A 24897-nucleotide genomic window follows, 5' to 3' on the forward strand; every position below is an offset into this window, starting at 1 on the left:
TTTTCTTATTTTTATAATTATCAGCATAATTGTTTAACACAGCCAAAAAATAAAGATACTTCACATATTAGTCATTTTTATATTTAGGTTGTAGAGGCTAAAGTCAATAAAATCAAAGTCAGGGACATATTTAATATGTAAAATATGTCCCTGACTTTTCGTTATTGTAGACTTGAAATAAGTTTTGATTAAATAAACCCTATAAAAATTGATAAAAGCGTAAATAGAAAAAGCTTGTTTTGAAAAAAGAATGATCAAAACAAGCTCTTAATATATTCGATTGAATCATTCTTTTATAAAGAAATTTGATCATTCCTGTAATCTTTATTTCATTAGAGTGCCCTTTAGTTGAACAAAAAAATATTCTCATAATATCGTTATGATTTAGTTGTCATAATAATTGAACGTGGATAGAATCCCAACTTCTGATAAAACGATACAGCTTCATTCCCGTACACTACTGTTAATTCAATTTCATATATTTGTTTTTCTTTAAACCATTCCACTGCACTATTCATTAATTTCAAACCCAATCCGTTTCTTCGATATTTTTCATCAACAAATAGAACCTCAATCTTCCCGCTTACTTTTTTACTATATGCTATACAAAATCCTAATATATTGTCTGTTTCTGACTCAATCAATAATTCAATTCTGTATTCTCCATACTTTGAATTTTTTTTATATTCTTCAATACGTTCCTCAAATGTAATTCTTGGATAATCACCAGAAAAAAATTTTGATTTACTGTTATGGTATTCATGCAATTTATCTAATGAGTTTCTTATTATCTCTATTTCATCGAGAGTGATATGTTTATTAATAATTCTCATACTTCAACATCTCCAATAATATATATTTATTTAAGCATAAGTATAGCGGTGTAGGGAATTTAATACTTCTCATTAGATTGTTAAAGAAGTTACTATTATAGCAATACCGTTACATAGCAACCAGGCAACTATGTTTTATATCATGCTCACAAAAATAAACTGTTGGCGATTCGTAATTTTTTAGGGTTTCAAATTCAACGTATTTCACGTATAATCTTTCCTTTCAGTGGGTATCAAATCAGTTAGCATTCCCCTAGTTCTTATAGTGTAAAATCTTCCATCGTTTTCCGAATTTCATCCGCTTCAATTCCAATGTATCGTAACGTTTACCCTTGTGATGTATGGCCAAACAATTTCATCAAATAGTACACGTCTTTATTGTTATCTTGTTTTCTATTAAAATATGTTGTTATCTGTAATGCATATCTTACTAAATTTCCCTCATCATTCTTTTTCTTGTAGTTTATATCAACACTTACTTGCAATATCTGCTTTGGATTTTTTGCGGCGTCAAGATGAAGCACAATTGTCGCCCCACTATATTCATCATATTGTATTTTTAATTTGTCATTAATAATACTTTGAAATTCTGTTTGACGGATTGTTTTACTGTGCTCTCCATCTTCTTTTTCCTCGTACGCACTGTATATACCTCTTTATGTCACATGCGCATACCCATCATCACTTGCAGCCATCACAGTCTTCATATCACCTTCATCCAGTGCTTTGGCAATATCCTTATGCGCAACCTTGCATCCTGTAAGCGTTAAACATGTTCCTAGTAATACACTTATGAAACCCATTTTTACTCTTTTTTTCATACCGTCACCTCGTTCGTTACTCTTGGCATTTTTAGTTTCATAATGCTTCCTTTTTGATAGTCATACACTTCGTCTTTTCCTAAAGATGTTTTGCTACTCACGTATTTAATATTGAAGACACTTTGGTCGTTTAATGGTATAGTGACGATACCCGCTTTTAGTTTACTTCTCATTTTCAAATGGTGCACATGAAAAAGGTATATGATATACGTAAAATTCCCATGTGGTAATACAGATAAAACAGCTGAAATTTCAGATGAAGTATTTGATGCTAGAAAAACTTAAAATTGCGATGAAGCAATGTTTAAAGAAGTCAATTTATCAAGAGAAAAAGTCATTAAAGTCTACCAACATCTACATAATAATATACCTACTTAACTTATTGTTAACTGATCTTAGCAAGTGCATAAAAAGAAAGAGCATATTTTGAAAAAAACGATTAAAACATGCTCTTACACTCTTAATACAAATGATTCATTTTACAAACTGATATCATGCTTTCACACCAAATAATAAACGTAAAAAGTGCTTTAGATTTATTCTTTAGAAGACCGTTATTTTATAAGTTCTTCGATGTTATTACTTTTTTTGATTGTTTCTGATGATAGCCAGAGTGAATATCTTGTTCCATCCTTGTTGGTTAAAAATATGTCAAATTTTTCATTATATAGTTCTTCTCTAAGGATAGTGACCACCTTTGTCAGATCCTCAATTACAGGAGGCTTGTTTTTATATTGCATCTTACTGTCCTTAAAAACTAAAGTCACCTTATACTTCGGACACTCCCCGTCTTTCGGATGTGGACAAGTAATACCTTCAATTACAAAATCGTCGTTTTGAATTTCTTTCAATCTGTCACCTACTTTTGTTTGAGTTTGAATCAAATATGTCCAATAATTATCTAAAGTGTTTTTCATTTTTAGTAATAGTTCTTCTTTCGTTATAACTTTTTGTACGTTTTCAAAAGGGAGACCTATATATTCACCATTATGATCTTTAATTTCAAGTTCTGTTATCTTTTTATTACTCTTCTGAATGAGTTGGAATAGAGCATATAAACGATCTAATTCTGCTGATTCAAATTGACTATAATCAATCTTGTTACTCGTTTTTAAAGTTAATAACAAATCATCAGTTGGTTTGTCTTCATGATAATCAACTATATACTGAAGAACATTTTCTTTTTCAAATTCCTCGTAGCCCAATTTTTTAATTTCTTTTAAAATTGGTTTAAATTTCTTATATTCCTCATATGTGTTTTTTCCGTATTGGTATTCATCACCTTTTATTTTTGAATATAAGAAGCCATCTACCTCTACTCTAAATTGAATATTTTTGTTGTTTTTTGCTTGAACAGTATGGTATGTATGTCCCATATTCCCTTCATGCATAGCGCCCCAATCTGTTACAACAACATCGATTCCATGTTTTTCTTTTATATATTTTTTAACCTGTTCTTCATTATTATTAATACAGCCACTCAAAAATAAGAAACATAACACTAACAATATTACATTTTTCATTCTTTTCATATAACCCCTAATACCCCTTCCTTACGTAAGAAATGATTCCTGGTTGTGTAGTATATTCAAAGCCATCTTTTCCCACAATCAAAATAAGCTTTCCTCTTTCCATATAGGAAGAGGAAAGCTTATTTCCCTTTTACTTTATTGTTGCTCTTGTGTTTCTACCGCTTGATCTTGTTGCTCTCTTTTATTTTTCTCTATTACCTTTTCAACAAACTCATTCCGCCATATTTTAAACTTAGCCGCAAATTGACTTTCAATTTTATTTCGGTATCCTTCAAATTTCACTTCAACAATGTCAGAGTGATTAAATAGTTTATATGTTTCTGCTGTCAAGCCTACTGGATATAATACTCCTCCATAATCATAGAAAGTATTATCATCTAACAAAAGACCTCTTGTAGTAATTACATAATCTACATCTTCCTCTTCCTCTTCCTCAAAACTTACTCTCACTACACTACCTAAAGGTAATACTTTATCCATATAATCTTTCATATTAATTAACCGTCCCTTTTAATACTACGATTTTCTCTTCTATTTTTTGTCTCTTTTTTTCAAGTGCACGAATTCGATCAATAAAGGCATCACGTGTTTTCCCTTGCAAATTGCTGTCGATACTACTCTCTAAGCTTCGAATATCACTCGTTAAAGCTGATGCTGCTTTTTCAAGTTGCATGACCACGTTTATAATTTGATCTCGTCCACCGTTAGCTGAAAATGTACTATGAACTCTAGACATTATCATATGTAAATCCATATTCATTACCCCTTCTTCCATTCTATCAATATCAAATTTTAATAATATGCAACCGCACCTAATTCCTCATCTTTTGCCACCATAGAGGAAATTGCTTCTGAAACATCTTCGTTTAATTGTTTTAAATCTTTTGATAGCTCTTTTACATCTTTTGAGATTTCACCTAACAATGAACGGTTTATTCCTCTACTACCATCATTCATAAAGAGGTGAAGCAATGAGTGTCGATGAGTTAAAATATGCTCTGCTACAATTGCAGTAACATTTGTATCTATGTGAAAATCCCCTTTAAACATATCTAGTAAATCCTGCACATAAGAACCCGCTACTTCCTTGGCAATCTCTAAAATTTCAGTTGCTGCTAAATACACAACGACACTTCCTGCTAAAAAGTCTACAGCTGCATTAAATACACTCTCTAGTACTTCTAATACCTTTTCTTTACATTTAGCTAATTTTGTTTCAATCAAGTCTATTGCTGCATCTACTTTCTTACTAATCTCATTTACTACGTCTTCATAAAACTGAATGGTAGCTGCTTGTGCTGTCGATAACATACTTTTCGTCTGAGAATACAAAAACGGTGCATCCACCGCCATTAGAAGACCAAAAATAACAGGAGACCTTGTTATAGAAGAATTTATTACTCCTTCTATGAATTTATTGGATTTGTTTCCAGTAAGTCCTTCATATAAAACACCAGTACTCTTACAAAGTTCCAGAATGGCTAGTTCATTATCCAAACCTGTATCATTAAAATCAGCAGGCTGTTGAAACCGAATAAGTTTCCTATCGTTATCAAACTCTGATGTCTTAAAAGCTTCGGAATGTCCCTCACCGTTACGCATTATAAATATTTTTCCCGGTATGACCATGTCCGCCAGCCTCGCACCTAGATGAAGTGGATCCTTCTCATTGATCACATTCCTGATATTTTCCATGTCAAATCCATGACCATATTTTTTCACATCGGCTCCAGGAAGAGGAGCAGGATTTAATGTCAATACCTCAATGTTATCCTCACGATGACGAACTGCTACATCATTTGCAAGCCCCCCACCCAATGAATGACCAATTATGGTAATTTTAACACCTGGGTGATCTTTTCTTACTTGTTCATAAAATTTATTAGCTTGTTCTACTTGATCTGGGGTTAAATTGAGATGAAACGCGTTATATAGACCTAGTGCACCATCCGTTCTTATGTCACCAAAATCATCTTTGGACGGCTGTGTCCCAACAAAGGAGATGACTATTTCTCCTGTAGTATCATCTTGCAAAGCATAAGCTCCAAAACCCATTTTTGGATTGCTGGGCCTGCTAACACCAACATCTAGTTCTTTAGCATTATACTTACTTAATAATTCTTTTTCAGACATTTCCCCCTCATCATAGCTATAAATTCCTTTACCCGCTAATTTTAACTTTCCTTCTTCTGTACTAATCTTATACACTTCAGAATCAGAATCATAAACACCCTCGCTGGCTAACTCTGTTTTCCCTACATCAGAACGGATTTTAGTCATTCCTACTCTCCCCCCTCATTAAATTTATTTTTATAATCTAAATACTCCTTTTTTCCATTTTTATCATTATCTTGCTTATGTGCAAAACCTACAGTGTAATTTTCTCGATAGGATAATAGCTGATTCTGAACTTTCTTTTTATAATTGATATCCAAACTCATATCTACAATTTCATTAGGTTCATTAGGTGAATCTAGCTGTATTTCTAGTTCTGCCGATATAAATTCATCATAATCCAAGTGTAGTTTCGGCTTCACAATTTTATCAAATTGTTGTTTATTTAACTTAAACCTAACCAGTACAGGCTCATCCCCTCCTCTTCTTGTATCTTCAGGTGTAACTTTCGCAAGCCCTTTTAAATCTGTAAAAAAGAAAGTAACTAAAGATGCGTCTACATTAGGTGTAGAAAACTGAATGTTTTTGTTTGTATAACTTATATTTGTATCGTATATTCGCTCTGCTTTTTTATCCTTTGTACCCCTTATATGTTCTCCAGAGTAAAGTATTGTGTACGTACTCTTAGACTGTGATGTTACACCATAAAACGAATGATCCCTTATCGAAAAAGTTCCTTTCATGACTTGACCTATTCTTACTTCATCCTCCTTCTCTTCCACCTTCGGATACTCTAGAATTCTATAAGCATTTACTGACACATAAGCATACCCATCATCACTTGCAGCCATGACAGTCTTCATATCACCTTCATCCAGTGCTTTGACAATATCCTTATACGCAACCTTGCATCCTGTAAGTGTTAAACATGTTCCTAGTAATACACTTATGAAACCCATTTTTACTCTTTTTTTCATACGGTCACCTCGTTCGTTACTCTTGGCATTTTGAGTTTCATAATGCTTCCTTTTTGGTAGTAATACACTTCGTCTTTCCCTAAAGATGCTTCGTTACTTACGTATTTCACATTGAAAACACTTTGGTCGTTTAATGGCATTGCGATGATGCCCGCTGTTAGTTTACTTCTCATTTTCATCGGTAAGGCATCTCGGTTTCGATCCATATAGTCATGATGTCCTGCTAGGACGAAGTAAATACCAACTGCACGAGATAGATCCATTAAAGTTGTTGCGTCGTCTGTTTCTAAGTAAACGAGTCTGCTAAATTCTTCAACGTTTGTCATAATGATAAGTTGTTTTGTAAACACTGGTATTTCTCTTCCTTCTTGTCTTGCTTGTGATAATTCAAGAGATCGTTCACGAATCACTTCCATCCAGTATTTCACGTGAACGTTTACTTCATTTTCTTCTACGATGTAATGAGTCACATTGTCTTTATACTGAACGAAGCTATACTCCGCTGTATCTACTAATGTTATACTCTCAAAATAGTCTTTATTCATTTGGGAGAGTATACTTGATATGACTTGTTTTCTAATACTATCATCTGCACTGTAAACCATTAAATGATCATTAACTGCAATATCATGCGCAACGACTTCTACATTTGTGAAGTCAAGTCCCAGTGGAACTTTTCCTGCTTGTAATGCTTTGGTAACGTCCTTGTTTTTACGATATGTTACAAGATCAATGATTTCTGGCATCATTGGAATTGCCTTCGGACGTTCTCCATCCCATTCTTGATCCATTTCACTTGCTTCTTGTTGCAATAATTGAATTTGTTGTAATTCATCTTCTGCTTTTGTTGGTAACACTGACTGGAATAATGTCGGTGAATCTAGTTTTATAATTGCTCGTCCTGCCATTTCTTCCACTTTTACATCAGATCGACCTACAATGCCTGAGATTTCACTTTGATCAATCATATATAGACATGTTTGCAATTTAATATTGTTATATAGCTGAATACGCAGTGCATTTTGTCGACCTGCACTGATTAGTGTATGAATACCTAAGCTTGCGCCATCACGAACAATTTGTATCATTAACATTTCAAAGTCTTCGTAAAATCTAGCTTCTTTTACCGCATCGTAATTATCAATCGCAACGATGATATTCGGCATTTGTTTACCGCTAGCTTTTTCATACATTTCTATGCTTGCAACGTCATATTCACTTAACATACGTTTACGTTGTTTCATCTCTTGCGTTAATCTTTCAACTAGTTTTAAGCACTTTTCTGCTTCGTCAATCGTAATCGTATCCGCAACATGTGGCAGTCCCTTTAATGGTAAGAGACCATTCGTACCAAGGTCTACTAAATACACATGCAAATGCTCCGGACTATTTTGACGCGCTACATCCATAATGACTGATTGTAAGAAAGTCGATTTACCGTAACCTGGGCTTGAGAAGACGGCCACATGTCCATCTTTACTTATGTCTAATGTTAATGGTGTTTGTGATTGTAATTCAGGTTGGTCTAGTAAACCAACTGTTGCTTGCAATGGTTTCTTTGCTTCATTCCATGCTTCTTTAAAGTGCACTGGGTGTAAGTCTTGCAGGAATATTTTTTCTGGAAGCGGTGGTAACCACGGTCTTGCGAGCGCTTCAATTTGTCTTTCTTCTGTATAATCATGAATATAATCGATAACTGCATCAAGTTCAGACGGCACCGTCGCAACTTCTTTGTTATCTCCAAGTCCACTTAAGTCTTCACTTAAGATTTCATATTGACCTAAGTCGTTGATTGCATAAATTGTTGTATCGAGACGATCTTGATCATCCTTATCTTCTACATAGTCAGCACCGCTCCATGCAGATTGGAATAATTCATAGATTTCATTATTTCCGACTTGTAAGTACGCACGTCCTGGCAATGTAATTTCTGCTGCGTCAGGTGTTTTTAATATTTCATTACTGTCTGATGTATTTTGCACTTTAAGCGCTAGTTTAAATTTCGAGTTACTCCAAATTTGATCATCGACAACCCCGGTTGGTTTTTGTGTAGCCAGTATTAAATGAATACCAAGAGAACGCCCGATACGCGCTGTTGAAACTAATTCTTTCATAAAGTCTGGCTGCTCTGCCTTCAACTCCGCGAACTCATCACTAATTAAGAATAGATGCGGCATCGGCTCTGTTACAGCGCCTTCTTTGTATAATTTTTGATATTGGTTAATATGATTCACATTATTCTCGCCAAATAAGCGTTGGCGTTTTTGTAATTCTGCCTTAATCGAAGCAAGTGCACGCATACTTTGCGCACCATCTAAGTTCGTAATCGTTCCTAGTAAGTGCGGTAGATTTCTAAATAAGTTCGCCATTCCTCCGCCCTTATAGTCAATTAATAGAAACGCAACTTCATAAGGATGGAAATTGACCGCAAGAGATAGAATATACGACTGAATAATCTCTGACTTACCAGAACCTGTAGTACCAGCAATTAACCCGTGTGGTCCGTGTGCTTTTTCATGTAAGTTTAAGTTCACAAGATCTTCTTTACCGCGAAGACCAAGCGGAACAGCTAATGATTTATGAGCGGCATTTTTTGCCCAGCGGCCTGTAATATTTAGCTCGTTCACTTTTTCAACGCCATACATTTCTAAGAATGTAACACTTTCTGGAATACTATTTTTCAAGTTTTGCAGGTGATTCAGTGGCGCAAGTGCTCTAGCTACATCTTCTAAATTAAATCCTTCTGGAAAATGATCCGGTGCGAACTGACGATTTACAAGTTCCCCTTGTTCTAGGATGATATTTCCTTTTTTCGAGTCTCTTATGTCAACAACTGTCTTCACATGCTCTGGTAAGCTTTGCATCACATCTTGAACGAATACGAGTGATACACCTAAATCACTTGGATCTTCATTAAAGAATTCCATCACAACGTGATCTAAGATGAGTTTTTCATCCGTTATAAGGACAACATAATGCGGTGAAAAATGTATTTTTTCACTTGAATTGCTTTTTTCATCTACTTTCAGTTTTCGTTCTTTCAATATTTGATACAAACTATTCAGTACTTGGTCTCGGCTTCTATCATGATATACAAAACCGCGTACATTAATATCACGTACACTTGCATGAGGCAACCAGCGCATCCAGTCCCACTTCTTCTTCTCCTCTTCAGGAAAGACTGTAATAAACTGCAAGTCATAATAACTATGGAATAAAGCTGTTTGCATCACTAATAGTTGTAATTGTTCGAGCACTAACGAACGCTGCCCAATATATCCAACTGGTCCATTCATTAAATCTGTTACAACCGGAACATCGGCTTGAAAAAGATATTGCTGTCTTAGCTCACGTGCCATGGCAATAAGCTCGTCTTTAAACTGGCTAAATTCCTCTTCATTAAATTCAATTTCAAAACTAGTATCTACATTCCCTTTTCCCACTCGGTATGTTAAGAAATCATGATGCATGATTGTTTTTTCATATATACGAGGGTTCACTTCTATCGCCATTTCTCTAATTTCGGTAACATCTGGATAATGATAATGAAGTGCATGACGCTGTTTCTCACTTTCAGCATGTAAATCCTTTGTTTTTTGCATTAAGTATTCTCGATAACTCTTATCTCGCTCGGCAATATCAATTTTGTATTGCTTTAAGTTTTTTATGTACGATGTGATCGAAACAATAACAGTCACGACTGTCATTGCTAGCGATGCGAAAATAAATAAACCGTATGATTGAAATATAGATAACATGACAGTTACCACAATCATTACGAGAGATGGAACAATAATCCTTGCTAGATGCTCTGTTGGTTTTGATGGTTTTGATGATGGTTTTGCAATTATCATTTTTTCAACTGGCTCACGATAAATAATCCGTGGTGAACGATGATAATCTGGATACTCATCATGATAAAAGCTGTCCGCTTCTAGTAAACGAGGTAATGTCGAGTCTACCCGTTTTTCTGCTGCGAATATTTGAACATCTTCACTTCCAATTTGAATTGTTACGCCATCAAAATATAAGTGATCTCCAGCTTCTACATTCGCTGTACCTTTCAATTTAGAATAATTATGAAAGACGTTCCCCTCATACACGTTAATTTTAAACGGCTCATCTAATGTTTCACGAATGAACAGAAAATCTGTAGTAGCATCATGAACTGTTATATCATCGTAGTCATTTTTACTAATTGCTATCGAATATTTCGTTGATGTATCATATACAATTACTTCTTCTACAGTTGCAATCCAAATGCGCATAGCCTTGTTATTCTTTAATTGAATTGTATTCGCCTTATTAAAACAAAGGACTTGCTCTCCTATCTTCCAAGCTTCTAATTCGCTATCCCAATTTAACAAAAGTGATTCATCTAAATCAAAGTCAGTAATATGATTTGACCATTCTTTCCCAATCGTCACTGTAGGACGTTCGGATGGATGTAAGCGGCATTTATGTAATCGATTGCCGTAACTTAGTGCAAGTAGTTGCTCCATACTTCTCCACTTCTCCTTTTGTTCGCTCTATCTGTAAGGAGTTTCCATACATATATATCCATTTTGATTTTCCAACATATAAGTCGCTGCTATGAAAAATAAAAGGTATCCTACACTCGTTTTCTCTTTTTGTTTTCACTTAGCATGGGCTCCATGGACGGACGCTCTTTCCCACCTAAAAAGAAAGGGTTTATGTCGGTTTTTCATTTTGTATTTATATAGATTGGATATATACGTACTCCCTATCTTTTCTTGTTGTTTATATATCCATTTTCATATAGATTCAGCAAAAGTCTTCATCCTTTTACTTTGCTTTTTTTGTATTAGATATATCTTTTTCATTGGATGAATCACTATATTTTTTCTTATATTCATTCAATTGTTGTTCAAATGTTTTTAGCTTTTCATCGCGCTCTTTTCCTGGTAAATCCGGATTATTTTTCACTGCTTCTATTTGTTTAATTAAGCCATACATGATTAATTGTGGATCATCCACACTTTTCGCTAAATCTAACGATTTATCAAAATTACCTTTTCCGTTGTAAATCCAGTACAATAAATACTTTTCATCACTTTTTAAAGTAACATTTTTCATAATTGCTGCTTTTTGCTCATCAGATAATTTCTCTACTTTCAAGTAGGAATACGCTAACTCATATTTAGATGCTAGCGGTAATGATTCAAACTCTTCCTCATTCAAATTACTAATTACCTTATCGTAATCCGTTGCTAAGAAATTTTTATTAGCTTCTAGAAGTGTATTTTGATACGGCACTTTCATAAATGTGTAGTAAACGACTGGTGCTGCTAAGATAACTGTAGCTGCCGCAAATGAAAATGCTAAGTATTTAAATAATTTAAACTGCTTTTTCGGAACAAGTTGCATTGTTTTTTCTGCTTTTGCTTGCTCCTTTAAAAAATTCACTTCGATAAACTGTTTCAGTTCCTCAAAGCTTTCCATGTTGACCACATTCTGTTCAAATGTAGTTTCTTTTGCGCTTTCCAATAAACCAGCATATAGATCATCATAACTATGTTTTTTGGAAAACAAAGCAATAATAAAACATTTGTAGTGGAGTAAAAATTGATTTTCTGTTAGTGGTTTGGGCGGGGCAATCTCTCGAATTCCGCGATGTATAATAAACGGCATTAAATTTGCATCAAATACTAAATTATCCGGGTGTAAAAAGAAAGTTATTCTTCTATGCAAATACTCTTGAAAATGAGATAGATTTCGGATTAAACGTAATTTCTCATTTCTTTCTAATTTCTTTACATCTTCCCATTTCAATAATTTCTTTTCTACCGTATATGTAAAAGTAAATGTATCATCATGCTCTTCTATTGTTACTGGTAGAAACATTGATGATTTTTCCGTTAATAACTCCAATTGACGGGTATCTTTTACTTGCGTTTGAGATTTAGCAAGTTCTAATTTCCAAGTATCTTCTTCTATTTCAAATCGATACTCCATTGAATCAATCTGAATTGTTTTCTCCGTCATGTTCTTCCTCTTCTCCTTTTCACCATAAACCTATTCTGATTTTACGAATTCACTTGAGTAGGTTACATGCTGCGTTCATGATTATGTAATTTATATTACTTGTAATATATCTCCATCTGTTACTTGGTGATCTACCAATCTATCATCATCTGTTAATAATAACGATTTATTCACAACTTTAATTACGTAGTTTGATGTATCGTATTTTTCAATTTTTAATGTTTCAATTAAATTTTTAAGCAAATATTTAACAGACTGATGATTGGGGATTCGTAAATCGTATGTATTTCCATTCCATTTATGAAAATCAACAGTGACGTTAATATGTGTCTGTATAGCCATTTGTGATTCTCCTTACATCCAAATTTTCCGAATGATGATTCCAAATCCAATAAAAATGAATATAACGCCAATAATAATTAATCCAATCAATGTCGGACTAATTGACTCTTCTGTTTTGGCTTGGCTATGATCCATTTCACTAGAACTTGCTCTCACGTTATAGTTTTTTGAAAACAAACTCTTCTGTGTGTCTTTCATTTTATCTATTTTTTTCGTATTCAAAAATAAAGAGTCATTCAACTCTTTCATTTCTTTCTTTTCTTTCTTTTGTTTTTCATTAATTTGTTTTTCAACTTCTTCATTAAATAATTGAATTGCTGCTTTATCGAGCTCTGTCTCTTGCTGTCCTTTTTCATTTCTTTCTTGGTTATCTTCATGTAGCCGATCTACTTTGAAATCAAGTTTACCATTATCATTCAGGTAACTGTCTGCTGCGCTACCCATGAGGGGCGCAGCAAACAAGAAAAGAAAAAAGACAAATGATAATCTAGCCAGCTGTATGCATTGTTTCATCATCGTCAATTTTTTCCTCCCACCTTTTATGCCATACAAATAGATTGATAATAAATCCAACAATTGCTATTACAAGAAGGACTGCGAAAGTGACATGACCATCATTTTTACCACTTATAAAATTATTTAAGAAATCTTCTATATATTGAAGTGGTGAAAATTCACGTAACTTACCAAGATATGATGTCTTAGTTACCTTAACTCCAACAGCTTCTGTTAAAAATAGATACAGACTTAATGACGTTAATAAGATAAACATGCCTATCATTTTTGCTTGGCGTAATAGATATGTTGAAACGAAGACAAAAGCCATCATTGTAATTGTTATAAAAGCAATCCAAATTAACCTTTGATTTCCGCTGAATTCTAATAATTTCCCAGCGATGATACCAATTATAACTCCTTCAACAATAGCTATTCCGAATGTAATTGCCGTGATTGGTAAGTTCATATCTAAAATTGATGATTTTTCTTCAAAATCATCTTGTTGATGACGCTTTCTTTCCTGATTCGCAATAGCGTATGACGTAAATAAAGAAACAATAAAACATACTAATACAATTAAATATGGTGTAAAGGCATTGCCTGCTGTAATAACACCGTCATTTTGTTTTAAAACTGGATTCGCTAAAAACTTGTATAACTGTTCATTCTGACGTTCGCCAACACGGCTATTCGCTAATACTTTACTGAAGTTTTTCGCGAATGACTTATCATCCGATACTTTATCAGTTAAATCGTTTAATAATGTATCAGCTTTTGACACCATCGTTACACCGCTGTCTTGAATTTCTTTTGCTTGATTATTAATTTGATCAAACGTTTTATATACCTCGTCAGAAGCTAGCAAAGTACCTTTCGAACTTTCAGCTAACGATTGACTCTGTGTCACTAATGATTTCAATCCAGTGTCTAATGCTAATATAGCTGTCTGTTCTCCTTCACGACTACTTACTATTGTTCTTTGTTCCTCCATCAGTTTTAGACTACCTTCACGCCACTTCATTGCACCGTTTAAATACTCAGCCAGATTCGTATTCATTACATTAGCTTGTTCTGATGTTTGTTTTAATGTTTCTGCCAAACGGTCTGAATTTTGGTTAACATTTTTAGCTAAGAGCTGCAAATCATTAATTTTTTGTTTTACTTGATTCATCTCAGATGTTACTTCCGCCTGAATTTCAGATGAAACAAGACCTGTAATGATATCTAACACATTTTGTTTATTTAACATGTAATAAAGAGATTTTGATGTGGCAAGATCTTTTAAAGCTTGTTTTTCTAACTTTCCTGATAAATCTTCTGTTTTCATATCAAGCCCATAATACAGTTCATATAAGCCTGATAATTCTTCATAATTTTTCACTGTGTTCACAGCGTCTTTTATTAACCCCTCAGATGATGCTGGAGATAAAACTTCCATTTTTTGATGAACAATATGATCATTAGTACGTTCTATTGTTTCAACTTTTTTATCTCCCTCACCCGGATTAGTTGTACCACCGCCTGGGTCTGTTGTGCCACCGCCTGGGTTTGTTGTGCCACCGCCTGGGTTTGTTGTGCCACCACCTGGGTTTGTCGTACCACCGCCTGGGTTTGTTGTGCCACCACCTGGCTCTGTTGTGCCACCACCTGGGTTTGTTGTACCACCGCCTGGGTTTGTTGTGCCGCCACCTGGCTCTGTTGTGCCACCGCCTGGCTCTGTTGTGCCACCGCCTGGCTCTGTTGTGCCACCGCCTGGCTCTGTTGTGCCACCGCCTGGGTTTGTTGTGCCACCGCCTGGGTTTGTTGTACCACCACCTGGCTCTGTTGTGCCACCACCTGGGTTTTTGTTTCCATCTTTATTTGGTTCTTTTGTTTCACTACCAGTCTTACTATCTGTCAATTGTTTAATTGAATGTACTGGCGTTTTTGTGCGATTTGTCAGTTTGACAACTTGATTACTTTGTTTATTATTTTCACCAGTTGTTTCTTGTCCCTCGGTCGGAGGATCAACTGGCTTCGTTTCCGTTGGTGTTTTTTCATGCGTATGAGTTAAATTCCATTTCCATGTTACTGGTGTAAAAACATCAATCTTTGCGTTTTCATCCGACAATTTGACACGCACACCAACAGATAATTCTCCTTCTTCTCGAGAAGGCAGCTTGACACTCCCATTACTTAAATAGTCTGCAGTATAGTCTTGTCCGTTAATCATTAATGCTTCCGTACTTGAATACAGTTCAAATCCCTCTGGAAGTTGCAAATTAAACATTTGCTCTCCATCCATTTTTGCAACTTTTTCTTTATCTTCAAAAATAATTCCATCAGTAGCTAGGCCTTTCTTAATATTCTTGATTGTATTTTCTAATGGAATATCGTTAGAGCCTTCATAATGGAAGCTATTCTCTTCCCCATACTTCTTAGAAACTTGAACTACATTTTTCAGCTGCGTCTTTGTCTCATCAGGTAATGTGAGTCTATCAATTTCTTCAACATCCATACTTGCTAACTTATTGATTAAACTTTTAATCTGTTCGTTAATTTGATTGTCTGGTTGTTGCATTAAGGTATTTAAATATATCTCTTTTGTGTTATTACCCGAAAGTTTTGCTTTTAATTTCTCATTAATTGTTTCTTGAATATTCTTCTTGAGCTTATCTGCTAGTTCTTCATCATAGCTTTTCATTTTATTTGTGACATCTGCTAAATACTGTTGAATTGCTGTTGAGTCAGTTAAAGCATTAGATTGTTTATCTGAGTCATTGAAATGGCTTGCGATAACTTTATTCGCCGATTCCAATGCACTTAATTGCTTTAGCACATCATTTGTACTAAGGTCACTGTTAAATTGATTAAGCTGATTTGAAAAATTATTTGCTAACAAATTATTGCCTGTTTGCAAATTTTGAAGATTATCGAAACCACCTAAATAGGTAGCATTCGATTTCGCACCCTCATCGATTGTTTGACCAAATCTTTGTAATACCCCTTCAAACCCTTTAAAGCTATTAACAGAGACACCTGTATAATCTTGTACTGTTTTAAATTGTTGTGTATAGTTTGCCAAAGGATTATGTACATCTGTTTTATATACTTTCATGTGGGCTTGTTCTTTATCTACGATTGTCCCAATATTATCCTGCGCAGCTTGTAATTTCCCAATTATGCTAGCAAAATATACATCTATAATACGTCTATTAAAATCTTCTAAAATCGATGCGGCTGTCTTTTCCGCTTCTGTTTTTAATTCTTTATTTCCAGTTGCATTTACTTTATAACTTAATGTTAGTTTCTCTGGTGCTTCAGCATGAATTGAAACAGCCTTTCTAGAAAAGTCATTCGGAATTACAATCATCATATTATAGTTATTGTTTTTCAAACCATTTTCTGCAACTCCACGACTGACCACATACCATTGTTGATTATTGTCTTTATTAATATTTTTTATAAACTGATCTCCAAATGCTATTTTATTCCCTTCAAATAGCGTCCCTTGATCCTCGTTTACTAAAGCAACCGTCATTTTTGGAGTGCTTTTTTCATCTTCTTTTTTTAACTTTTTATTTAAAGCTAAATAGGAAGTCCCTGTTGCAAATACAAGTGCTAAAATGATAAACAACAAGATACTCCACTTAATTTTTTTCAATACTTATCACTCCTGCGAATAAAAAAATCTAAAAATAGCCTATTATACATAAAAATTAAAATTCATTCTTTTCTTAAAAGTAAGTTAGCCATACAACAGAAGTCGCATGGCTAACTTTGAAACCTTCTTTTTATGTAGAGAATATCAACGTTTCTTATTTCAAGCCGAAATTACGTGATAACTCTTCATCATGAGAAGCAACAGCCTCTGCAGTTTTGGTAAGTTGAACATCAATCTCATGTAATAATTGTGAGAAGCTTTCTACTTTTGGTCTTAAATCGTTGAATTGTCGATCAAAACCATCAAAAGCACGGCCTTCCCATTCTCCACGTAATTCATTTTGTAATCCTTGTAATTTTCCAAGAATATCTTTAATTTCATCAGAGCTTCGTCCGTATAGTTTAGCTTTTGATTTTAGCTCCTCAGGACTCATACGAATTTGTCCAGCCATTAAATTTTCCCCCTTAATAATGAATGAATTGGTTAAATTGATAGAATTTACTAAAATTCAATTCTACTTGGATAAGTATAGAATAATAATAAAAATTTGAAAAGGGATTTTTTTCACTTTCATGGAAAAATTTTATAAATTTTATTTATTCTATTTATTTATATATACAGATATAATTCAACATTTAAGCTTCAATGTCATAACTACTTGCCTCTCAACAAATCCAAATTCTTTATACATCTCTTTGGCGAAATTCCCAGCGAATACATTTAAACGTATTTCTTTATACTTTTCTTGCAATCTATCGATTCCTGCTTTCATTAGTTTTCGGGATAACCCTTTTCCTCTATACGCTGGAAAAATATATAATTCATAAATGAATCCCAGTCTTTCTCCTGAAAAATAATCTGTATTCTCTCCAATTAAAATCCATCCTGCTAGCACATTCTCTTGTTTTACAACTAAATAATACGCTCCTTTATCTAATAGAGGCTGTGTAATCTCAATCGCCTTTTCTTGGCTTAACTGACACGTTTCTTTTGTTCCTTCAAAAAGTGATTGTGCTGCAAAATTTAATATTTGCTGAACTTCCTCTTCGTTCGCCTTTTGAATCATCCTTTCATCCTCCTATTCCTTCGCCTTCTCTTTCTACAATCGGCATTCGGATATTATTTTCTAGATTCTCTGACTCAATTACAATTGCCATAAGCCCAGTTTCAGTAGTTGTTTTATGGAATTCCCCTTTATCCCATAAAACAGCTTGACCCGGGTGCACTTTCTTTTTCTTTTTATCTGCGCCACAAACAAGTCCTTACCCTTGCACAATTAGAAGAAGCTGAGAAACAACTGCTTCATGATACCCGATTATTCCTTTTGGTTGTAAATGCATACAACCAATATGTACCTCTCCTTGATGTTTTACTATTTTTGACATAATAAAGTTAGAATGAAACACTGATATGTGATTCCCTGCCATTTCACCGAAATCGAATATCTTCATCTCTTCTCCTCCTAAACCATTTACTATACATGTAACACCATTCTTACCGTTTGCATCATGTGTCCCTCAAAGTCTTCTTCAAACTGTTCTAAAGCGGCGAAACCTTTTGCTTTATAAAACTGTTTTCCTTTTTCATTTTCCGCTTCTACACAAATATAAATCTTCTTAGCACCGTCTAAAACCGCGATACCTCTTTGCAATAAAGCTGTCCCAATTCCTTTTCCTTGATGATCCGGTAATAAATAAATGGCTCCTAATTCCGCTTCATTTTGATGTTTTACAGGTGAAAAATTAGCAAATCCAACAATTTGGTCTTCTACTTCTGCTACGAGTAAGTATGAATGTTCTAAACGTCGTTTCATTATTTCATTTGAATATGCTTGCTTTAAAAATTCATCTTGAATTTCCTGTGGAATGATTCCTTTATATGTATCATGCCAAGCTATTTTTGCCACTTCTTGTACAGCTGTAATGTCCTCTACATTCATTTCTCTAACTACATACGTCATATCGATATCTCCACTCTTTTCAAAAAGTATTGTGCTACTATGCTACAAGAAGCTGAATTCCGATTTTCATAGTTCACTTTAATTAACTTTAAACTTTCTACAACTGCCGTTTGTGCACGAAAACCTTTATATACAAAATCCATTACACGAACAAATTGCTCCCGCTCTAAACGATTGGCAATTGTACAATGTGGTACCCACTTCTCAGGTACATAATACGACTGTGGCTGATCATGAAAATCCGTAAAATGATTATGAAACGATTGATGCAACTCTAGTAATCTTCTTGTTATTGTTGGTGCCAAAAAGATTGTTCCATTTGTAGGAAAGGTGCCAACAGAAGAGAATTCAACTAGAAAACGCTCTACACCCTCTGTAAACTTTTCAAATTCATTTCTATATGTTTCCAAATCCAAAGCATGATAATCGACTAATGTAATATGAGGTTCTAAACCCTCGTTATGTACAACGTCTGTTAGCCCTTCCCATATCTCCTTCACACGCTCCGAAAACCTCTCATCAAATGTAGCAATAACGGCATACCTCTTACTTTACTCCTTCACTTCTCTTAATGCTTCCCACTCTTCACGAATCATTCCCATTCGAATAGAATCATAATATGCCCCATTATAGTAACGACATTTTCGCATTCTACCTTCTAACTTCATCCCAATTTTTTCTGCGACTTTCATCATTCGTTCATTTCCAGACCAAGTTGTTAGTCCAACCCTACCAATCTCCATATTTTCGAATAATAAATCTCTATATAGTTGCACAGCTTCTGTACCATAACCGCCATTCCAATATGCTGGGTCATAAATGGTGATCCCTATTTCTAACCAGCGTGACGCCTTATATTCCCAATAGAAACCAACTGTCCCTATTATTTCGTTATCGGCTTCAATAATAAGTTGCGACAAAGGTTCCTCTTTTAGCTTAGCTTGCAAACTTCCCTTATACACTGGGTATTCCTGAATAGAAAATGGAAAGTATGGCGCATCCCACTTTTTCCATTCAGGGTTTTCTTCTTTGTATATTTGTGAATATAAAGAATTTATATCTTTCTCTTCTATTTTTCTTACTATCACTTTTTTACCTTGTAAATATATCTGTTCCATATTGCCTCCTATGCTATCAAGTAGAATATTAGAATTTAATGTATCACTAATAATAACAATAATATATATTCTTCTGAAAAATCAAACACTAAATCTCACTTTGTTGTATAATATTGTAAAAAGATGACGGAGGGATTTGATGTTACACAAAACATCTCAATTTATGATAAAACTTTCATCGATTATTTTATCACTCTTACTATTATTAAATTTACCTTATTTATTTATCACTCAAGGGGGATTCACCTTTCAACCGATTCAATTTTTCAAACAGATTTTTACTATGTTAAAAGAGGTTTTCTCTCCCGAGTCTCTTATAGTTCTATCATCAGAAGCGAAGTTCGGTAATTTCAAAAAAACACCATTATTTCCAACCGTATTAGAACCTTACATATATTCATTTACTGTTTTGTTTGTAGCTTTCGTTCTTGCACTCTTTATTTCATCTAGCATGGCGTTTTTCTATTTTTTAGCAAAGGATTCTATCAAAAAGTGGATTAACAGATTTATTTTTGTATTAGAAGCTATCCCTGATATGATGATGATGATTTGCTTACAAATGTTTTTCATTTGGTTACTTCAGAAATTCGGGGAATCTCCTGTCACAATTATTTCTTTTAATGAAAATCGCGCTTATTTACTTCCTATTTTATCTTTAGCGGTTTTACCTACATTACAAATGTTTCGGATGATGATTTTATATATAAAAGAAGAACATGGAAAACAATATGTAGAAGTTGCTTACGGAAAGGGCCTTTCATCAAGATATATACTGTGCATTCATTTATTCAAAAATATATCTATTCATTTCTTCCACCATTTAAAAACAATTTTCGTTTTCTTACTTTCTAATTTGTTCATTTTAGAATTTATTTTTAATATGCAAGGTATCATTCAATTTTTATTTAGGAAGGCGTTTATTTCACCTCCCGCTACATTTATCATACTTATCATGATTATCTTACCGTTTTATATTATTTTTCAAATCACTTCTTTTATGATGAATAGGTGGCAAAAACAAATGAGAGGAGAAGTTATATGAGGTCTATTTGGAAATCAAAACGCTTTTTAATCGGATTCATTTATCTTTTTGTACTACTTACAGCTAGCTTTATTTATAGTTGGTTCTTTAAAGATAGCATACCAGAAGCACCTCTATTGCTTTACAATGACAATAATGAATTACTTGGCAAGGCACCCTTTTCACCATCTTTAATGCCACCTTTTGGCTCTGACCGTTTTGGAGAATCTATTTTCTTACAAATTTTAGAAGGAGCGAAATTTACAATTTTATTTGCTGTCGGAATTAGTTTATTACGTATTTTATTTGGGACATGTTTAGGTATCCTATTAAGTTTATACGCTGCAAAATGTAAAAGATTTTTCCAGGCATGTTCAGAAGTATTTTATTATATCCCAACTGTATTTATCGCATTTATACTCATCACACCGGTTAATATTGTAATTACATCAAATGCGGATCGGCTAAGTCCAAATATTCCATTTACACTTTATCAAGCTATCATACTCATTTTTATTGCTCTACCTACAATTTCTTTATATATTTCATCAGAAGTTGATGAGTTTATGAAGCAAGATTATATAATGAGCTCACAATTAATGGGGGCAAGCCGTTTTCATATTATAAAGAAACACTTGCGTGTCTTATTATTAGACCGAGCATTTGTTTTATTTATGGAGCATATTGTCCAAACACTCATACTTATGATCCATCTAGCATTACTTAACATTATAATCGGTGGGATACAACTGAAAGAAATGGACCAAGGTGAGTTCAAACCTGTTTCACTCTCAAATGATTGGGCAGGCCTTATTGGATTAAATCGTTATGAAATGAATCTTTCATTATGGATTATCTTTTATACACTCATCACATTCTTTATTACTATACTTTTCATTAAACTCATGACTATTGGAATACAAGATGCCCTAAAAACAAGAAGTTCACAAGCAGTAATGGTGCAACCTGTTCAAGACCAAAAAATATATGTAAAAAATAAGGATTCTTTTTCATTTGCTTCTTTAGAGGAAAGAAAACGTTCTTCGTTACATTTGTAAAAAAGTGATTAGACTAAAGTAAAAAATTAGAGGAAGTACGGAGTCGATATCAAAAACAAAGAAGAGGTAATCCTCTTCTTTATTTCAATTTCTTATGAAATGAATAACTAACTTTATCATATCCTTCACGTTCATAAAAACGATGTGCGTCAACCCGTGGAAAAGCTGATGTCAAAACAACAGAACTACATCCCTTTTCTGCTCCCCACTCTTCTATATATGATAATAACGCTTTACCATAGCCTTTTGAGCGATGGGCCCCCGCTGTAACAAGATCATATACAAAAACATGTTTCTTATTATAGAAATTCGTACATACCGCTACCCCTGCAAGGCTTACCACCTCATCTGCGTCATTACACAAAGAAAATAATTGATAGCGTTCCTCTTTCATCTGACGAAATAAAAATTGTGCTTCCTCTTTTGTAAGCGCAGTTCGTAATTGTTGTAAAACGGATAATACCGCATCTAATTGATCTTCTGATTTTATTTCCTTAACATTCATCGCGAATCTCCCCTAACTATTTATAAAATTTTCTAAATGTTATATTATTATTATAAATAGAGACTGCCCTTTCCTTAAGTGGCAGTTCATCCCTTTTTTATAAGGCCAGTTTTAAAGGAGAGCGCATGTAATGGATTTAACCATTCCTCTACAATTAGAAAGTAAAACACCCATCTATATACAAATTTATGACTACATGAAACAAGAAATCTTAAAGGGAACGCTCCCTGCCGGAACACGTCTCCCTTCTCACCGAAATTTAGCATTACAACTTGGTGTTAGCCGCATTACAGTCGAATCAGCTTATCAGCAGTTATCCGCGGAAGGCTATGTGGACAGTAAACCGAAGCGTGGTATATTTGTTACGGAAGTAGATGTAGATGTTATACCATATAAACAACATGCTCCATTTTACCAATTTGAAAAAAAACAAACAGAACCGCTCTTTTTTGATTGTAATCAAGGAAACATCGATCAAACAGCCTTTCCACTCTCAAATTGGAAAAGAGCCCTACAAGAATGTTTACTCCAATATGAAAACGAATTATTTACAAAAGAAGATCCACAAGGAGAATATATACTTCGTACTCACATTGCAAAATATTTGTATCATGCTCGCGGGGTTCATTGCACACCTAACCAAATTATTATTGGTGCTGGTACACAACCCCTTCTTTGGTTACTTATTCAATTACTTGGGCAGCAAAAATCATACGCAATCGAAAATCCTGGGTTTCACCGCGTAAAAGCTATTATTCAAAGCTGCAGTCTTCCTTTTCATCCTGTTCCATTAGATGAGCAAGGAATGAACATTTCATCTCTCAATAATTGCGATGCGAATGTTGCTTATGTTACGCCTTCTCATCAATTTCCATATGGCATGATTATGCCTTTATCAAGGCGGCTTGAGTTATTAAACTGGGCTAATGATCGCTCTGGTTATATTATTGAAGACGATTATGATGGGGAATTTCGCTACGTTGGAAAACCTATTCCCTCACTGCAAGGGCTTGATACAAATGAACGTGTTATTTACATGGGAACTTTTTCAAAATCGTTTTTACCTTCCTTAAGAATGGGCTATATCGTTCTTCCTAATCATCTTTTGGAAGTCTATAAAAACTTAGGCGGCATTTTTAAACAAACTGTTTCTAAAATACAACAGCTTGCTCTTGCTAACTTCATCCAAAAAGGAGATTGGGATCGGCACTTAAACCGCGTTCGTACATTATATAAGAAAAAACATCATAAACTAGTCAAATCACTTGTGAATCAAATGGGCACTGGTATTAATATACTTGGGGATCAATCTGGACTTCACATTGTACTACATGTTCATAACGGCATGAATGAACAAGAACTCATTCAATCAGCTGCTGAAAAACATGTAAAGCTTTACCCTCTATCCATATACGATCCAGTAAATATTTTGCAAGAAGAAGCTCATGTATTATTAGGTTTCGGAGGGATACCGATTGATGCAATCGAAACTGTTGTAACATTATTAAAAGAAGCTTGGTTTGCAAAAAAAAGCTGTTCCCTGCAGAAATAATTGCAAGGAACAGCTTTTTTACATGCCTAATCATTTGATGTTTGCCCTGAACGTGATGAGATACCTGGGCGTTTTACACCAGTTGTTTCCGTTGAATAAGAAGCTTCAATGATGGCACTTGAATCTACAGAGAGAACGAGATCTTTCATCTTTGGATAAATAAAACGGTTTGTAATACAGTAGATAATTCTCTGGTGCTCTCCTAAAAAACCACCTTCTCCATGTAGATACGTAACTGAAAGTTGTAACTCCTTCATAAGAAGTTCACCAATTTCTTTATTCTTACTCGAAATAATCATGACACTCTTGCCTTGATTAATGCCATCTAATATGAAATCAATCATCTTCGTAACAATATAGAAAATTGCAAGTGAGAACATTGCTTGCTCGATTGAAAACAAAATAGCGACAAATACAAAAATAACAGCATTTACAGCAAGTAAAAATGTACTAATCGGCACTTTAAAATGTTTGTTCATCCAGACCGCTAACATTTCTGACCCGTCAATTGCACCACCCATCTTCACAACAATTCCAACACCAATTCCAAATAATACTCCACCATACAATACAATTAGTAATTCAGACGTTGTGATAGCTGGAAATGGCTTCAAATAAATTAATCCGAGAGTTGTTACAACGTTGGCATAGGACGTACGAATAAAGAATTTTTTCCCCATTACTTTTGCAGTAAATAATAAGATAGGAATGTTAAGTCCTAAAAACACACCATAAAGCGGTAATCCAGCAACTTTATTCGCCATAATAGAAATGGCTGTTACCCCACCATCTACCAGTCCATTTGGTGCCAAAATCAGCTCCAATGAGCCAGCTACAATAATCGATCCAATTGTTAATAAAACATATTCAAATATTTTTTTCATTGATTACCCCCAAAACAGATATATTTTCTTAG

General features: G+C 34.2%; 20 protein-coding genes and 5 pseudogenes. 3 read left to right on the forward strand and 22 right to left on the reverse strand.

What is annotated here, in order from left to right:
- Positions 1 to 377 precede the first annotated feature (377 nt).
- The 20 genes and pseudogenes from MHH71_RS05205 to MHH71_RS05295 form a co-directional block, all read right to left on the reverse strand.
- Positions 378 to 833 (reverse strand): GNAT family N-acetyltransferase, encoded by a 456-nt coding sequence (locus MHH71_RS05205; RefSeq protein ID WP_006097545.1) that lies wholly within the window; start codon positions 831 to 833, stop codon positions 378 to 380.
- Positions 834 to 1093: 260 nt separating this feature from the next.
- Positions 1094 to 1654, reverse strand: a pseudogene (locus MHH71_RS05210) (DUF3952 domain-containing protein).
- Positions 1651 to 1833: pseudogene (locus MHH71_RS05215) on the reverse strand (hypothetical protein); the annotation flags it as partial. The pseudogenes MHH71_RS05215 and MHH71_RS05210, both read right to left, overlap by 4 nt.
- 375 nt (positions 1834 to 2208) lie before the next feature.
- Positions 2209 to 3186 carry a hypothetical protein gene (locus tag MHH71_RS05220; protein ID WP_006097549.1) on the reverse strand — a complete coding sequence of 326 codons (978 nt, stop codon included), beginning with the start codon at positions 3184 to 3186 and terminating at the stop codon, positions 2209 to 2211.
- Positions 3187 to 3321: 135 nt separating this feature from the next.
- On the reverse strand, positions 3322 to 3678 hold the full coding sequence (locus MHH71_RS05225) for a DUF4176 domain-containing protein (RefSeq protein ID WP_006097550.1): 357 nt from the start codon (positions 3676 to 3678) through the stop codon (positions 3322 to 3324).
- Position 3679: 1 nt separating this feature from the next.
- Entirely contained in the window at positions 3680 to 3940 is a 261-nt protein-coding gene (locus MHH71_RS05230; RefSeq protein ID WP_033799519.1) for a hypothetical protein, read from the reverse strand.
- A 38-nt stretch (positions 3941 to 3978) separates the two neighbouring features.
- Positions 3979 to 5466 (reverse strand): lipase family protein, encoded by a 1488-nt coding sequence (locus tag MHH71_RS05235; RefSeq protein ID WP_006097552.1) that lies wholly within the window; start codon positions 5464 to 5466, stop codon positions 3979 to 3981.
- Between the two features lie 2 nt (positions 5467 to 5468).
- Positions 5469 to 6278, reverse strand: coding sequence for a DUF3952 domain-containing protein (locus tag MHH71_RS05240; RefSeq protein WP_240516985.1), 810 nt, complete (start codon positions 6276 to 6278; stop codon positions 5469 to 5471).
- Positions 6275 to 10504 (reverse strand): annotated as a pseudogene (gene essC, locus MHH71_RS05245) (type VII secretion protein EssC); the annotation flags it as partial. The gene MHH71_RS05240 and the pseudogene essC, both read right to left, overlap by 4 nt.
- Positions 10502 to 10780 (reverse strand): annotated as a pseudogene (locus MHH71_RS30535) (FtsK/SpoIIIE N-terminal domain-containing protein); the annotation flags it as partial. The pseudogenes MHH71_RS30535 and essC, both read right to left, overlap by 3 nt.
- A gap of 304 nt (positions 10781 to 11084) precedes the next feature.
- Entirely contained in the window at positions 11085 to 12284 is a 1200-nt protein-coding gene (essB, locus tag MHH71_RS05250) for a type VII secretion protein EssB (protein ID WP_003197233.1), read from the reverse strand.
- Positions 12285 to 12374: 90 nt separating this feature from the next.
- The gene (locus MHH71_RS05255) at positions 12375 to 12626 is read right to left on the reverse strand and encodes an EsaB/YukD family protein (protein WP_018765510.1); all 252 of its coding nucleotides are present in this window, start codon (positions 12624 to 12626) and stop codon (positions 12375 to 12377) included.
- 12 nt (positions 12627 to 12638) lie between these two features.
- The gene (gene essA / locus MHH71_RS05260) at positions 12639 to 13142 is read right to left on the reverse strand and encodes a type VII secretion protein EssA (protein ID WP_018765509.1); all 504 of its coding nucleotides are present in this window, start codon (positions 13140 to 13142) and stop codon (positions 12639 to 12641) included.
- Entirely contained in the window at positions 13114 to 16767 is a 3654-nt protein-coding gene (gene esaA / locus MHH71_RS05265) for a type VII secretion protein EsaA (protein WP_254853733.1), read from the reverse strand. Before esaA ends, essA begins: the two co-directional genes overlap by 29 nt.
- A gap of 154 nt (positions 16768 to 16921) precedes the next feature.
- The gene (locus MHH71_RS05270) at positions 16922 to 17218 is read right to left on the reverse strand and encodes a WXG100 family type VII secretion target (RefSeq protein WP_003197226.1); all 297 of its coding nucleotides are present in this window, start codon (positions 17216 to 17218) and stop codon (positions 16922 to 16924) included.
- Between the two features lie 177 nt (positions 17219 to 17395).
- Complete coding sequence (locus tag MHH71_RS05275; RefSeq protein ID WP_006094651.1) at positions 17396 to 17833, reverse strand: GNAT family N-acetyltransferase; 438 nt, start codon at positions 17831 to 17833, stop codon at positions 17396 to 17398.
- A gap of 4 nt (positions 17834 to 17837) precedes the next feature.
- Positions 17838 to 18218 (reverse strand): annotated as a pseudogene (locus MHH71_RS05280) (cupin).
- Positions 18219 to 18241: 23 nt separating this feature from the next.
- On the reverse strand, positions 18242 to 18727 hold the full coding sequence (locus MHH71_RS05285; RefSeq protein WP_018765504.1) for a GNAT family N-acetyltransferase: 486 nt from the start codon (positions 18725 to 18727) through the stop codon (positions 18242 to 18244).
- Positions 18724 to 19227: a 2'-5' RNA ligase family protein gene (locus MHH71_RS05290; RefSeq protein ID WP_006094648.1), complete on the reverse strand. Its 504-nt coding sequence runs from the start codon at positions 19225 to 19227 to the stop codon at positions 18724 to 18726. Before MHH71_RS05290 ends, MHH71_RS05285 begins: the two co-directional genes overlap by 4 nt.
- 51 nt (positions 19228 to 19278) lie before the next feature.
- Positions 19279 to 19845, reverse strand: a complete 567-nt coding sequence (locus MHH71_RS05295) for a GNAT family N-acetyltransferase (protein ID WP_006094647.1) — start codon at positions 19843 to 19845, stop codon at positions 19279 to 19281.
- A 139-nt stretch (positions 19846 to 19984) separates the two neighbouring features.
- Here MHH71_RS05295 and MHH71_RS05300 point away from each other — a divergent pair, with 139 nt between their 5' ends.
- Together MHH71_RS05300 and MHH71_RS05305 are read left to right on the forward strand one after the other, a co-directional pair.
- On the forward strand, positions 19985 to 20887 hold the full coding sequence (locus MHH71_RS05300; RefSeq protein ID WP_006094646.1) for an ABC transporter permease subunit: 903 nt from the start codon (positions 19985 to 19987) through the stop codon (positions 20885 to 20887).
- Positions 20884 to 21924, forward strand: a complete 1041-nt coding sequence (locus tag MHH71_RS05305) for an ABC transporter permease (RefSeq protein WP_018765500.1) — start codon at positions 20884 to 20886, stop codon at positions 21922 to 21924. The genes MHH71_RS05300 and MHH71_RS05305 overlap by 4 nt, the downstream gene beginning before the upstream one ends.
- A gap of 79 nt (positions 21925 to 22003) precedes the next feature.
- On the opposite strand, the gene MHH71_RS05310 is transcribed toward MHH71_RS05305, so the two are convergent.
- Complete coding sequence (locus MHH71_RS05310; protein ID WP_006094644.1) at positions 22004 to 22429, reverse strand: GNAT family N-acetyltransferase; 426 nt, start codon at positions 22427 to 22429, stop codon at positions 22004 to 22006.
- Between the two features lie 130 nt (positions 22430 to 22559).
- On the opposite strand from MHH71_RS05310, the gene pdxR reads away from it, so the two are divergent.
- Positions 22560 to 23981 carry a MocR-like pyridoxine biosynthesis transcription factor PdxR gene (gene pdxR, locus MHH71_RS05315; protein ID WP_006094643.1) on the forward strand — a complete coding sequence of 474 codons (1422 nt, stop codon included), beginning with the start codon at positions 22560 to 22562 and terminating at the stop codon, positions 23979 to 23981.
- 26 nt (positions 23982 to 24007) lie between these two features.
- On the opposite strand, the gene MHH71_RS05320 is transcribed toward pdxR, so the two are convergent.
- The gene (locus tag MHH71_RS05320) at positions 24008 to 24865 is read right to left on the reverse strand and encodes a YitT family protein (RefSeq protein ID WP_003197206.1); all 858 of its coding nucleotides are present in this window, start codon (positions 24863 to 24865) and stop codon (positions 24008 to 24010) included.
- Positions 24866 to 24897: the final 32 nt, after the last annotated feature.

It is taken from the genome of Bacillus sp. FSL H8-0534 (assembly GCF_038005885.1).
Lineage (GTDB): Bacteria > Bacillota > Bacilli > Bacillales > Bacillaceae_G > Bacillus_A > Bacillus_A pseudomycoides.